Origin of the sequence: Marinitoga sp. 1154 (genome assembly GCF_013363285.1) — a bacterium.
Taxonomy (GTDB): Bacteria; Thermotogota; Thermotogae; order Petrotogales; family Petrotogaceae; genus Marinitoga.
Window position 1 is genome coordinate 78,860 of sequence record NZ_LBFB01000004.1, and the last position, 14,340, is coordinate 93,199.

Genomic DNA, 14,340 nt, shown 5'->3' on the forward strand with positions numbered 1-14,340 from the left:
ATTTTTTAAAATCATTTTGATTTTATTATCATCAATGTTGTATCATCATGTTGAGACGCTTTTCCTACAAATTTATCTAATTCCTTTATTATTATATCAATAATTTCTTTTGAATTTTTATCTTTATTTTTTTCAAATATATCAATTAATCTTTCAAGTTCAAATTCTTCGCTTCTTTCATTTCTTGCCTCTGTTATTCCATCTGTATATAATGCTACATATACTTTTTTATTATATGTTAAATTTTGACTTTCAAAGACAAATCCTCCCATAATACCTATTGGCATATATTCTGCATCAAAAGTCAATAATTTTTCATCTTTCAGTATTAGTGTGGGGTTATGACCACAATTTATCATTTCTATCTTTTTATTTTTATAATCCAGCATCATAAAAACTGCTGTTACAAATCTATCTTGAGGAATCTCTCTGGATATATAATTATTTAAATTAGAGACTATAGTTGCTAAATCCTTTTCTTTTTCCAATTCATGCCTTAAAATAGACCTAAATGATGTCATAATCAACGCTGCAGGAACACTTTTTCCTGAAACATCTGCCAATACAATAAATACTTTTTCTCCTAAATCTACTACATCATAATAGTCTCCACCTATATCATAAGCAGGTCTATAAAACGCTTCAATATCAATTTCTTGAAATTCAGGGATTTTTTTTGGCAATAGCGACTTTTGTATCTCAGATGCTATTCTCAGTTGTTCTCCTAATTTTTCTTGTTCTATTTTTTTATTTAGAAAATCTAAAGTATCATAACTAAATGCTATTTGCTCTGCAATAGATTCCATAATTTTTCTATTTCCAGCGGTAAATATACCATTTTCAGAGCCATAAAAAAGAAAAAAACCCCATACTTTTATCCTCGATTCTATTGGTATAAACATTATCGGTATCTCTTTGTGGGTTATTGGATGTTTTTCGAATATCATAGGCTTAATTTTTTTCTCCGCATTCAGATAATCAATAAGCTCTACGGTTTTTTCAAAATCGAGCAAATTAAAGTCGGCATGCAAAATACTAAAATCTTTTCCTGGAGGATAATCAGAAAATTCTCCAACTATAATGTCGTCAAAAGAAATTATGTCTTTTATTCTATCCAATATTTTTTCCATTGATTTTTTAGGATCAAGCGTTTCATGAAGTATTTTTCCTATATCTAATACTGCTGTTAACTCTTCATATAATTTTGATAATTCTTCAACCTGAGCCTCTAATTGTAAAGAAAATTCCTCAAGCTGTATTCTATAATTTTCACTTTCTTCAAACAATTGCTCAATTAAAAACTTCACCCGCTTGCTAATCTCTTCCAGGGTTTTAGGTTCATCAGAATAATAATTTACTCTGTCATTTAACTCATGATAAATTTCCAATCCATACTGTGTGGCTTTATCCATTTCCAGCCACCACCTGTTTTATAATATCAACAATATTTTTAGGACTAAAAGGTTTCGTAGCCACTTTAAAAGCACCTAAAGTCAGCGCAAGTTTTTCATCTTCTTCTCCACCTTTAGCTGTTAAAACCAATATTGGTAATTTTATTCCTTCTTCCTTCAATTTTTTTAATACTGTAAACCCATCCATTTTTGGCATCATAATATCGAGACACACTGCATCAGGTATCAATTCTTTTATTTTTTGTAGCCCTTCTTCTCCATCTCTGGCTTCATGAACCTCAAATCCTTCTTTTTTAAAATTAAAAGATAATATTTTCCTCAATACATCAGAATCATCTACAATTAAGATTTTCTTTCCCAATTTAATCCCCCCAAACAGCATCATAAACTATTGGATAAAATATAAAACCTTCTTTAACTTCACTAAAAACTTTCCATATGTTGTATATCTTATTATACTTCTGTTTATATTTTAACACATAAATTCCTTTTTTATTTCTATCAATATCAAGGTTCATAAACTTATTTCTAATATTTTCATCATTCAGTAATACAAAATTGAATTTTTTAAATAAATTTTCGGAAATATATATTTTAAACAAATAATATTCTATTTTCAATTTATAATTATCCTTTACTTCTTTATACTCTATTAATTTAAACCCTTCGGATACATAATTGTTAAAGTTTAAAAAGTTATATGTTTTTTTTGTGTTTAATACAACAAATAATGTTTTATTAATATATCCCAATGGCACAGCTTGAGATATGCTTAATTTGGGCTTAGAATGGTATCCTTTTGTATATTCTAAATCCATTTTCGCACGTCTAAACATTCTTTCTATCTCTTCTAACGTATCGTTATGAGAAATATATGCTGATTTCCCGAATTTTTTAAACCTTAAAAGGTATTTCATATACTCACTCCAATTATATGATATAATATTTTTGAGTTAATATTATTAAGCAAAAATTATTATATACTATTTTTATTAAAATCATTTTAAATGGGGGAATTTGCATTGAAATATTTTTTATCCGGTATTTTTACTGTTTTAATCATAGCAATCGTACTATTTATCTATACTTTTAATATTTTTGCAAATAAATCTATTTTTTCTATTAATAATAATTATAATACATATGTATTTTCAAATGGAAATGAGATATTACCTCCAAAATTTATATATACAAAATTATCAGAAACCCCAATAAATCTACTTTTTATTTTGTTATGGTCAGAAGATAGGGATTTTTTTGGACATCCTGGATTCAACTTAAAGGGAACACTTAGATCTATAATAACAAATATAAAAAGTGGTACAACTTATGGTGGAAGCACAATTACACAGCAGGTTGTAAAAAATGTTTATTTATCTCAGAAAAAACGAATTTCAAGAAAAATCTTAGAAATTTTTTTATCATTCTGGGTTGAACATTATTATACAAAAAATGACATTTTAGAGGCATATATAAATATAGCTTATCTTGGTAATGATATAAATGGATTCGGAGCTGCTGCAAAAAGATATTTTGGAAAAGACTTAAAAGATTTAAATTTAGCTGAAATATCAATTTTAGTTGGTATTATAAATGCTCCAGAATATTATAATCCATATAAATATCCATCCAGAGCTAAAGAACAGGGATTAATCATATTAAACTCATTAAAAAATAACAAATTATTATCCGACGATGAATACAAAATTTATACACAACAATTAAGCAATATTATATTTAAAAAGGTGTTTTTTGACAAAAATAATCTTCAATTATTACTCGCAATAAAAAGTGAAGAATCAAAAATAAAATTGCATGGTGGTGGTTATATTGTAAAATCCACTATAAATAGAGATTTATTTGAAACAATTAAAAATTCATGGCAGTCTTCACAAAGCGCAATTATACTTGATAATAAAACAGGAAAAGTTTTAAGCTTTTTTGGTTCTCAATATGACACTTTTTATTCAAACAGGCAGATTGGTTCAACGATTAAACCATTCTATTATCTATTAGCTTTAAATAAAGGATATAATATCAATGACCCTTTAACTGACGAGCCATTGAAAATTGGAAACTGGAGTCCAAAAAATTTTGATAAAAAATTTAGAGGTGAAGTTACACTTGAAAAGGCTTTAATTGATTCAATAAATATACCTTCAATTAATCTTTTTCGAAATTTAGAAAATACTACTCAAAAATCAATATTTGTCGTAACAGATTTTCTAAAAAAGATAGGTATAAATGGTTTTTATCCTGATGATATAACCCTGTCCCTCGGAACATTGGAAAGTAATGTATATAATATCGCAAGGGCATTTTCCATTTTTCCAAATTATGGAATAATACCAGATTTTTACATAATTGAAGAAATATATGATAAAAACGGAAATTTAATATATAAAAAAATACCTAAAATTGATAGAAAAATACAAAATATTAACAACAATTCATACAATATAATGAATAAACTATTAAAAAAAGTGGTTTTAGAAGGAACTGCTAAAACTTTATTTTCAGTAAAAAAAGAGTTTTATGGGAAAACAGGAACTGCTGAATCATCCGTATGGTTTACAGGATATGATGGGAAAATTACTATTTCTGTAAGAAAAGATGGAAAATTTTTATTGTCAACCACGCATGCAATTCCTTTAGCCAGAAAAATACTCAGTAATTACTACTCGTATAACTCTTTAGAAAAAGTTCCAATATTCAATTATTTTTTAATATCCTCTTCTAAAAATATTATTGATAATTTTATATCAGAATTTACTACTAAAGACTATTTATCTATCAGCAAAAAAAATTATATTAAATTCATACAAAATATTGAATTGTTATTTCCAGATGAATTTATAAAGGAATATGAAAACTTATCAGAAAATTTAAAAAATCTTTTTGAACTTGATACTTTAACTATTAAAAAATACATAAATTTAATGGATTTACAGGAACCATCTATTTATAATTATTTTTTTAAAGAAAAACTATTTTTAGACTATTATTTCCCTGATCTTTATAATAAAATAAAACTCTATTAAGAAGGTGTTTTTATGAAAGAATTTTTTAATCCCGGCGAAGTATTATTAAAAGAAAACGAAATATACAATTTTTGCTATTATATAATATCTGGAAAAGTACATACTTCTCTTAGAAATCATGAATTAAGTTCTGGAGAATTTATAGGAACCATGAGTTTTATAACGGGCAAACCTTTATTGGAAAGTTATATTGCTAATACAAAGGTTGAAGTATTAAAACTTGATAAAAATTCTATACAAAAAATACTTGAAGAAAAAGAATTTTCTTTATTTTTAGAACACATATCAAAATTGTACATAAATTTATTTTTTAAAAGTTTATACAATATAACTCCAAATATATATGAATTATTAATTTCAAAAGCACGAATATCCAATAGAAAAGACTTAATTGAAGATATGGAACTTGATGAGACGGATATATTATTAGCAGAATTGGATCAAATTTTAAATGTTGGTGAAATTTTCGAATCTGAACTTCCAGAAGATCCAGAAACTGCCACAGAAAATTTTAAATCAATGTTTAATAAAGATAACTTAGATTTAGCTGGAATTATTGTTTTCACAACAAATTACATAAGAAAAAATAGCGATAACCCCCAACTCTGTGAAGATTTAATTTATGGTTTTGAAAAATCAATTGAAATCGAGGATAGAGCTTTAGTTAAATATTTCTTATATTTATCCTGTATTTATTGTAATGATAAAAATCAGGTAAAGGATATTCTTGAAGAGTATTTAGAAATATTAAGGTTCTGGGGAATTCCAGCATGGGGGGAAATGTTGATTAGAGTTGAAAATTATGAAATTTTTTCCAATATGTTTGATAAAAAAAATGTTGGTGATAAAAATGAAATGTGAATTAATACAGAATCTTTCTAAAGATATTCGAGAAATCGCATATATTCAAAATGGTATAGTTATTTCAATTTTAAAATATGAAGATAAAGAAAAACTTGGACAGGTATTCTGTGATGGAGACTATTTTGGACTTGATTCTTTAGTATTTGGAATAAATATTATAGATTATTATAAGGTAGGAAAAACGCGTTTCAAAAAAGAATCATATCAGTTATTTACTGAACTTTTAAAAGATAAAGATTATTACGATAAATTTTTCTTAAATCTAAAAATAACGTTTTTAGAAATTGCTTCATTTATGCAAAAAAAAGAAGAAGAAATTTTATTGTTAAATTTAAGAAAAATATATAATAGAAGCAGCAAAATTAAAGGACTCCCAAAAGATTTTATATTTAATTATATAGATAAAGACAGGATATACAAATTAGTTGAGAAAAAACTAATTAAAGAAGATGATGAATTTTTTTATTATAATCCTGAGTAAATTGAACATATTTTAATATTATTGCCCTATAATATCTATAATAGAGAATAACCTGAAAAAAATGACATTGAAATTTTTTTCATTTTTGAGTTAAACTATTACTGAATGCAAAATATTGAATACAAAATAAGGATGGTGAAAAATTTTGAATATTATGAAAGCCATTATAAAAAAGGAACCAGGAAAAGGCTTTGTATTAGATGAAGTTGAAATTCCAAAAATCAAAAATCCAGATGATGTAAAAATTAAAGTTTTAAATGCATCTATTTGTGGAACAGATTTACATATATGGAAATGGGATGAATGGTCTCAGGAAAGGATTAAAACTCCTCAAATTGACGGACATGAATTTGTTGGTGAAGTTGTTGAAGTTGGTTCGATGGTTAAAGGCGTAAAACCTGGAGATATTGTTGCGGCAGAAACTCATATTCCATGCGGTGTTTGTAAACAATGTAAAACCGGAAATATGCATGTATGTAAAAATATGAAAATATTAGGTGTAGATAGAGATGGAGTTTTTGCTGAATATGTTGTTGTTCCAGAAATAGTATTATGGAAATTGGATCCTTCCATTCCAAAAGAATTCGCATCTGTCATGGAACCTTTAGGAAATGCCATACATACTGTAACTTCCGTGGACTTAAGAGGAAAATCTGTTTTAATAACAGGCGCTGGTCCCATTGGTGCCATTGCAATTCAAATTGCAAAGATTTCTGGCGCTGCAACTGTAATAGTTAGTGAAATTTCCGAATATAGAATTAATATGGCAAAAGAAATGGGTGCTGATTATATAATAAACCCTCTGGAAAAAGATTTAGTTAAAGAAGTTATGAATTTAACAAACAATGATGGCGTTGATGTATTACTGGAAATGTCGGGAAATCCAGATGCTTTGAATAAAGGAATTGAGTCCTTAACAAACGCAGGAGAAGTCGCTATTTTAGGTGTTTTCCCTACAAATCCTGTTCCGTTTGTTATGAATACTGCTGTATTCAAAGGAATTAAAATACACTGTATTACAGGAAGAAAAATGTTCGAAACATGGCAAATCGCTTCAGAATGGTTGAGAACAAAAAGAGTAGATCTTTCAAAATTAATCACTCATATTTTGCCAATGGAAGATTTTGAAAAAGGTTTTGAACTTATGAATTCTAAAAAAAGTGGAAAAATTATATTAAAAATTTCAGAATAAGGGGGAATTTTATGAATTTTTACGATCAATTAAATAATGAAATGAAAGAATTAAAAGAAAACGGTCTTTTTGTAACTATTAGAACTCTAAATAGTGCTCAAGGGTCATGGTTTGAGGTTGATGGCAAAAAAGTTTTAAACCTTTGTTCAAATAATTACCTCGGATTTGCAAACAACGATAGACTAAAAAAAGCTGCAATTAATGCTGTTGAAAAGTATGGCGTTGGTCCTGGTGCAGTAAGAACTATCGCAGGAACAATGGATATACATCATCAATTAGAAAAAGAGTTAGCAGAATTCAAAAAAACCGAAGCAACATTAGTTGTACAATCTGGTTTTAATGCCAATCAAGCTGTTATTCCAGCGATAACTACAGCTGAAGATGCAATTTTATCAGATGAATTGAACCATGCAAGTATTATAGATGGTGTTAGACTTTCAAAAGCAAAAAAATACGTATGGAAACATAAGGATGTTAAAGATCTTGAAGCAAAATTAAAAGAAGCTAAAGAAAATGGTGCAAGAAGGCTTTTAATTATAACTGATGGGGTTTTCAGCATGGATGGAGATTTAGCTCCATTACCAGAAATAGTTGAAGTTGCAGAAAAATATGAAGCAATTGTTATGGTAGATGATGCTCATGGTGAAGGTGTTCTTGGTGAAAACGGTAGAGGAATTGTTGATCACTTCCATTTACACTCTCGAGTCGATATAGAAGTTGGAACATTATCAAAAGCATTTGGTGTTGTTGGTGGATTTATTGCAGGAAAAAAAGTTTTAATAGATTATCTAAAACAGAAAGCACGACCATTTTTATTCAGCAGTTCTCTTTCTCCAGCTGAAGCTGGTGCAGCTTTAGAAGCTGTAAGAATATTGGTTGAAAGTGGTGAAGTGGTTGAAAAATTATGGGATAATGCTAAATATTTTAAAGATAAATTAAATGCTCTTGGATTTGATACATGGCACAGTGAAACTCCAATAACCCCTGTAATGCTTTATGATGCAAAAATTGCAAAAGACTTTAGTTTAAGGTTATTTGAAGAAGGAATTTTCGCTCAATCAATTGGATATCCTACTGTCCCTAAAGGATTGGCAAGAATCAGGGTAATGATCAGCGCTGCGCACACAAAAGAAGATCTTGATTTTGCAGTTGAAAAATTTGAAAAAATAGGAAAAGAATTAAATATAATAAAATAAAATCGCAGTTTTTACTGCGATTTTATTTTGTGGAAAAACTTATTTTTTCTCAATATATGAGAGAAATATATGACTAATTATAAATGATAATACTGTAAATAAAATTATTACAAAAATATCTCCTGATACCATAGAAAGATTATAATTCAATAATGCAACTTTTCTAAAGGAATCTATAGAATATTTTATAGGAAGAATATAAGACCATTTATACCATATAGAATCCTTTGGTATTGATATTAAAACATCCCCAAATAATATCATTGTTCCTATAAAAACCGCTAATATAAATGTTGTTGTTTTTGTCGTTTTGGATATTGCCGAAATTAATAATCCCAATGTAGTAAACATTAAGACATTTAAGATTATCAAAATTATCATTGATATTTCTCCGCCAGCAAAATTGCTTCCAAAATATTTAAAAACATAATACGTTATAATACTCGAAATCAATCCAAGAATAATATATGTAAATAATTTATATAATGAAAATTCCCATATTTTTAACCCATTTGCTCTATATATATCAAGCAATCCATTTTCTCTTGTTTGAGATACAGAAATACCAATTCCTCCCATTGAAAAAATCAAAATTAGTACCAATATAGCAGACGGTGCTAACATATCCTGAAAATCAAGAGATGCATTTTTTATATTTGTTAAACTACCATCTTTTATATTCGGAATTTGTATTTCAATTTCTGGTGGTTTTCTATCTTTATCCACTGATATTCCACCTTTTAATAAAAATTGAGTTGTTGAGCCAACAGAAATCTCCGGAATACCAGATAATTCATTAAATAATGCCTTTACAACTGTATAAATTGCAACACTACTATCAAGGTCATTGGGATTAGGTACTAAAATAAGTTTTGTTTCTTTATAATTTTTCAAATCACTCATAAATCCTTTAGGTATTATCAATATGGAATCATATTCATTACTTTTTATAGCTTCAATTAATTCTGATTTTGTTGTTATTTGAACGGCATCTTTCCATTTGAAAAATTGGCTTAAAAAAAGAAATCCAAATTTTCCCAAAAAACTATTATCTTCATTATATACAGCTATTTTATAGTCTGACAACATATTTTCTGGAAATAGATTCGATCCTAAATAAGACAATAAAAATGGTACTAAAATCAATGTCACTAAAAAACCTTTATTTCTAAAAATTTTAATGAGTTCATATTTCATCAACGACAATATTTTCATTAAATCACCTCGTTTTTTCTAAATCTTTATATATTCTATCAAAAAATTTAAATTGTTCCAAGTATTTTTATGGTATAATTGTTAAAAGAAGATAAAAAAGGAGGTACAAAAATGAATTTTTCTAATCTCACAGTTGTAGAACACCCTTTAATTAAACATAAACTTACTATTATGAGAAACAAAGAAACCGGACCAAAAGAATTTAGAGAACTTTTAAAAGAAATTACACAATTACTAACTTATGAAGCTACAAGAAATCTACCTACAGTAAATATAAATATTGAAACTCCTATTCAACAAACAATCGGTGAGATGGTAGAAGACAAAAAGATAACTATAGTTCCTATTTTAAGAGCCGGTCTTGGTATGATGGATGGAATTTTAAGTCTTGTTCCAAATGCAAGTATAGGTTTTTTAGGAATTTATCGTGATCCCGAATCTTTAAAACCTATAGAATATTATTTAAAATTCCCACCATTTAGTGAAAATCACTATGTATTCATTGTTGATCCTATGTTAGCAACAGGCTTTTCAATTAGATACGCCATAAAAAAGGTTAAAGAATTTGGTGTTAAAAATATTATTGTTATGTCATTATTAGCGGCTCCAGAAGGCGTTAAAAATATTGAAAAAGATTATCCGGATGTTAAAATTTTTACTGCTGCTCTCGATGAAAAATTAAATGATCATGCTTATATTATTCCTGGTCTTGGTGATGCTGGAGATAGATTATTCAGAACAAAATAACCGATGCAATGCATCGGTTATTTTATTCTTCTATACCCAATAATGCGTTACAATAGCTTTCAGGATCAAAAAGCTGCAGATCATCTTCCTTCTCACCAACTCCAATCAGCTTAATTGGTATATTCAACTTTTTATTAATTGCAAAGGCTATTCCACCCTTTGCGGTACCATCTAACTTTGTGATTACTATTCCACTTAAATCAATTGCTTCTTTAAATACCTGTGCCTGTATTATACCATTTTGCCCTGTTGTTCCATCCAATACTAAAAGCGTTTCATGTGGTGCATCTGGAATCACTTTTTGAATTACTCTCTTTATTTTTTTCAATTCTTCCATTAAATTGCTTTTTGTATGCAACCTTCCTGCAGTATCAATTATAACTATATCTTTATTCTTTGATAACGCATGATTTAATGCATCATATGCAACTGCCGCAGCATCCGAACCATGAGAATGTGCAATTACATTTATATTCAGTCTTTTTCCCCATTCTTTTAATTGCTCAATTGCTGCTGCCCTGAATGTATCTCCTGCAGCAAATACTACATCATTACCATTTTCTTTAAAAATCTTCCCAAGTTTTGCTATGGTTGTTGTTTTACCAGTTCCATTTACTCCAACTACCAGAATAACATATGGTTTTTTTTCTGGAGATAAATTAATAGGCTCATTATCGAGATGTTCTACCATTATATTCCTTAATAAAATTAACGGATCTTCACTCTTTTCTTTTTTATACCTTTCCTTTAATTTCTCAACAATATCTTTTGTACTTTCAACACCAACATCTGATAAAATCATTATTTCTTCTAATTCTTCCAAAACTTCTTCATCTAATTTTCTACCGGAAAATAATGTTTTAATATTTCCAAAAAATTTTTCTCTTGTTTTTTTTAATCCCTGAGCTATCTTATTAAAAAATCCCATAATCAACCTCCTGATTATAATTTTATATCCAGAGTATATTTTATCATTAATTTTTCTCATTTCAAAACATATCATAAAAAATTAATACTTAATTATCGGGAACAATCTAATAAATAACTAAATTAGTGTGTCTAAAAAGTCAAATTCACTCAGGCAGCTCGATTGCTTATCCTTAAAATTATTCATTCTCAGCCGTCGCATCGATTTTTCATCCATGAAAAAGCTTCACTCAAAAAAAACATCCTGTTTTTTTGACGGCTTTCATTCATAATTTTAAGGGCAATCTTCGAGCCTTCGTTTCATTTGAGATTTTTTAGACATTCTAAATAACTAAATATTAATTTATTATATTTGGAATTTTTGCAATGAAATGGTAAAATATTTTTAGTATTATATGATAAGAATGAGGTGTATAAAATGGGAGATTTCTGGGAAGATTCTACTACCTGCCCTTTGTGTGGGAGAGCTTTTAATTTTACTAAAATTAAATATGATAGTATAAGAATTGAAAAATATGAAGATGATTTAAAACCTACATTTAAGGGGCCAAATCCTCTTAATTTTTCTATCTTAACCTGTCCAAAGTGCGGATTTACATATTTTTCTGAAGATTCTGATGTTTTAAGAAAAACTTCTAAAGAGACAAAAAAAGAACTAAAAAACTATTTAAAAAGAACTCGAGACAAACTTGGAAAAATCAACAATTCAAAAGATAAGTCGATTGATTTCTTGAAAAAACAATATGCTCTTGCAGGAATTGTTTATCGCATTTTAAATCGTCCAGGAAATGTTGCAAAAAGTCTTATCAGACTTGCATGGATTTTCAGGGATGAAAACAAAACCATGGAAGAATTAAAATTATTAATTTCTGCAGTAAATATTCTTGAAGAGAATTTTAAAGACCTAAATTCTGACGAAGAACTTATATTATATTATTTTTTTAAAGGTTATACAAATTTGCGTATAGGGAAAAAAAAGGAAGCCAAAGAATTTTTCAATAAACTTATTGGAAGATATAAAAAATCAAGAAATCCTTATGTAAAAAAAGCTGAATTTTTGAAAGGTGATATATGATGAAAAGATATATATTTATTTTGATAATTGTAATTTTGCTTTTTAATTCATGTTCCTTATTTCAACAGACAAAAAACAACACAGAAGATAGATTAAATAATATTGAAAATGAAATATCACTTTTAAAACTCTCTATAAATAACTATGAGAATTCTTTAAAACAAATAAACGAAAATATTATCGTTTTTAATGAAAAAGTAAATAGTCTCTCTGATACTATTATTGTATTGAAAAAAGATATAAATAGTATATATTCTACAATTGATGCTTCCAATACAAATATACAAAAAATTTTGAAAAAATATGATTCCGAATTAAATACCCTCCATAATTCACTGAAAAATTTAAAAACAGATGTTTCAAATTTAGCAAATAGAAAAGACGAAACATATTATAATGAAATTATAACGGCTTTAGATAATAGACTTCAAGAAATTTCGAATAAATTAAACGACTTAAATAAAAATACAATAAAAAAGGATGAATTCGATACTTTAACCAAAAAATATATAACTAAAGATTCAACTATATTTGAAAATAATAAAATATATGTGGATTCAAAATTCGATTTGTTGAATAAACAATTTAAAGATACAATAAAATCTTTAAACAAAGATATAACTACTCTAAATTCAAGCATAACAAATATTAATATTTCCATGTATAGCAAATATAGCGAACTATTAAACTATATAAATTATAATAAAAATAATTTTTCATCTATAGAAAAAAATATTAATAATTTAGATAAGCGTCTTACTTATTTAGAAAAAATTAGTAAACGTTTAGATAACAATTTGACCGATTTAGAGAAAAACATTTATAATATTACACTTAGTTCCACAGAAATAAAAAATTCTATTGATATTTCAGTAAAAGAACACATTGATAACCTATTAAAAACTGTAAATTCACTGGATAAAATATGGCAAATAAATTTTGAAACACTTGAAAAAGATTTAGATTCCCTAAAAAACGATTACTCAACATTTAAAAATAAAACCGTTAATTTAATAAATGAAGAAAACTTAAAAAAATATGTTTATTCTTCTGTTGAAGCCGAAACTCAAAGAGAAGTTGCCAAATTATTTTATAAAACTAAAAGTGAAGAATTACTTAAAATAAAAAATCTGGAAGAAAAATTTGCAGTTTTAGATAACACCATTGAAGATTTACAAAATTCATTTGAATTATTATCTTCAAGACCTTTAAATACTTTTGATGAAAAGTTTAAAACAAAATTAGATGAATTAGAACGCGAATTGACAAATGCTTTGATTTCCTTTTCTAATGCTGAAATAAAAGAACTTTTTGGAAGTAATGATCAGATAATTTATAAAATAAAATCCGGCGATACATTAAGCCAAATTGCTTTAGCATTTGGATTGGGATATAACGGTGTTGATTTAATAAAAGTAGTTAATAATATTGATGATCCAAGAACTATTAGAGTTGGACAAAAAATTATTATTCCTGTAAAAAATATAGAGAAATTTTTGACCTGGCCATTAAGTTATACTTTACCTTCAAATTATGAACGTATTGTTATAAGATTTGGTGATCGAATATCTACTGGAGTATCTATAGGCCTTGGAATACTGCCGTTAAAAAATGAATATATTAAACCAGCCTTACCTGGAAAAATAGTAGATGCTGGAAAAATGAAGAATAATTCATATTATATTAAAATAGATCATGGTAATGGAGTTCTAACTGTTTATTCAAACCTCCTTTCCATAAAAGTTAAAAATGGACAATGGGTTGATAATAGTACAATAATAGGAACAGTAAAAAAAGATAAATTATTTAATTTTGAAATATGGAAAAATGGTGAGCCTAAAGATCCTATGAGATTATTTTTTAAATATATTGGTGATTTCAAAGCTACATTTTATACAGAATGGGATGATAAAATCATATACTACCCGGCATTTAGATTAACAAAATCACAAAAGGTCCCAAGGCCCTGGGTAACTGTAGCAGCTGATCCAGATTTTTTACCCTTAGGTACTGTTATATATATTCCAGAATTCAGAAATTCACCTAATTATGGTTTTTTTGAAATTGAAGATATAGGTTCAAAAATAATTGGAAATAAATTGGACATATATGTTAATGACGTCAGATTTGCTCAAAATACAAAAAATGTAAATGTATATGTCGTTGGTAAAAAAAGCAGGAGGTAAAAAT

At 27.2% G+C, this 14,340-nt stretch carries 13 protein-coding genes; 8 read left to right on the forward strand and 5 right to left on the reverse strand.

Going from position 1 to position 14,340, the window contains the following annotated elements; translation table 11 throughout:
• Positions 1-11: 11 nt before the first annotated feature.
• The 3 genes from XO12_RS03105 to XO12_RS03115 are packed head-to-tail and all read right to left on the reverse strand — an operon-like array spanning position 12 to position 2,329.
• Complete coding sequence (locus XO12_RS03105; RefSeq protein ID WP_047265738.1) at positions 12-1,412, reverse strand: PP2C family protein-serine/threonine phosphatase; 1,401 nt, start codon at positions 1,410-1,412, stop codon at positions 12-14.
• Positions 1,405-1,773, reverse strand: coding sequence for a response regulator transcription factor (locus XO12_RS03110; RefSeq protein ID WP_047265739.1), 369 nt, complete (start codon positions 1,771-1,773; stop codon positions 1,405-1,407). Before XO12_RS03110 ends, XO12_RS03105 begins: the two co-directional genes overlap by 8 nt.
• Position 1,774: 1 nt before the next feature.
• Positions 1,775-2,329, reverse strand: a complete 555-nt coding sequence (locus tag XO12_RS03115; protein WP_052913181.1) for a TIGR03936 family radical SAM-associated protein — start codon at positions 2,327-2,329, stop codon at positions 1,775-1,777.
• A gap of 105 nt (positions 2,330-2,434) precedes the next feature.
• On the opposite strand from XO12_RS03115, the gene XO12_RS03120 reads away from it, so the two are divergent.
• From XO12_RS03120 to XO12_RS03140, 5 genes are all read left to right on the forward strand, one after another.
• Positions 2,435-4,453: a transglycosylase domain-containing protein gene (locus XO12_RS03120; protein ID WP_047265740.1), complete on the forward strand. Its 2,019-nt coding sequence runs from the start codon at positions 2,435-2,437 to the stop codon at positions 4,451-4,453.
• A gap of 12 nt (positions 4,454-4,465) precedes the next feature.
• On the forward strand, positions 4,466-5,314 hold the full coding sequence (locus XO12_RS03125; RefSeq protein ID WP_047265741.1) for a cyclic nucleotide-binding domain-containing protein: 849 nt from the start codon (positions 4,466-4,468) through the stop codon (positions 5,312-5,314).
• A complete protein-coding gene (locus XO12_RS03130; RefSeq protein ID WP_156166142.1) occupies positions 5,304-5,798 on the forward strand; it encodes a hypothetical protein in 495 nt (164 codons plus the stop codon). The genes XO12_RS03125 and XO12_RS03130 overlap by 11 nt, the downstream gene beginning before the upstream one ends.
• A 154-nt stretch (positions 5,799-5,952) precedes the next feature.
• Complete coding sequence (gene tdh / locus XO12_RS03135; RefSeq protein WP_047265800.1) at positions 5,953-6,990, forward strand: L-threonine 3-dehydrogenase; 1,038 nt, start codon at positions 5,953-5,955, stop codon at positions 6,988-6,990.
• A gap of 11 nt (positions 6,991-7,001) precedes the next feature.
• On the forward strand, positions 7,002-8,186 hold the full coding sequence (locus tag XO12_RS03140; RefSeq protein ID WP_047265743.1) for a glycine C-acetyltransferase: 1,185 nt from the start codon (positions 7,002-7,004) through the stop codon (positions 8,184-8,186).
• A gap of 39 nt (positions 8,187-8,225) precedes the next feature.
• Here the strand turns inward: XO12_RS03140 and XO12_RS03145 are convergent, their stop codons facing one another.
• Positions 8,226-9,401, reverse strand: coding sequence for an ABC transporter permease (locus XO12_RS03145; protein ID WP_047265744.1), 1,176 nt, complete (start codon positions 9,399-9,401; stop codon positions 8,226-8,228).
• 111 nt (positions 9,402-9,512) lie between these two features.
• Here XO12_RS03145 and upp point away from each other — a divergent pair, with 111 nt between their 5' ends.
• Positions 9,513-10,148 carry a uracil phosphoribosyltransferase gene (gene upp, locus XO12_RS03150; protein ID WP_047265745.1) on the forward strand — a complete coding sequence of 212 codons (636 nt, stop codon included), beginning with the start codon at positions 9,513-9,515 and terminating at the stop codon, positions 10,146-10,148.
• 22 nt (positions 10,149-10,170) lie between these two features.
• On the opposite strand, the gene ftsY is transcribed toward upp, so the two are convergent.
• Positions 10,171-11,076 (reverse strand): signal recognition particle-docking protein FtsY, encoded by a 906-nt coding sequence (ftsY, locus tag XO12_RS03155; RefSeq protein ID WP_047265746.1) that lies wholly within the window; start codon positions 11,074-11,076, stop codon positions 10,171-10,173.
• Positions 11,077-11,493: 417 nt separating this feature from the next.
• On the opposite strand from ftsY, the gene XO12_RS03160 reads away from it, so the two are divergent.
• Positions 11,494-12,150 (forward strand): DUF2225 domain-containing protein, encoded by a 657-nt coding sequence (locus XO12_RS03160; protein ID WP_047265747.1) that lies wholly within the window; start codon positions 11,494-11,496, stop codon positions 12,148-12,150.
• A complete protein-coding gene (locus XO12_RS03165) occupies positions 12,150-14,336 on the forward strand; it encodes a peptidoglycan DD-metalloendopeptidase family protein (protein ID WP_047265748.1) in 2,187 nt (728 codons plus the stop codon). Before XO12_RS03160 ends, XO12_RS03165 begins: the two co-directional genes overlap by 1 nt.
• Positions 14,337-14,340: the final 4 nt, after the last annotated feature.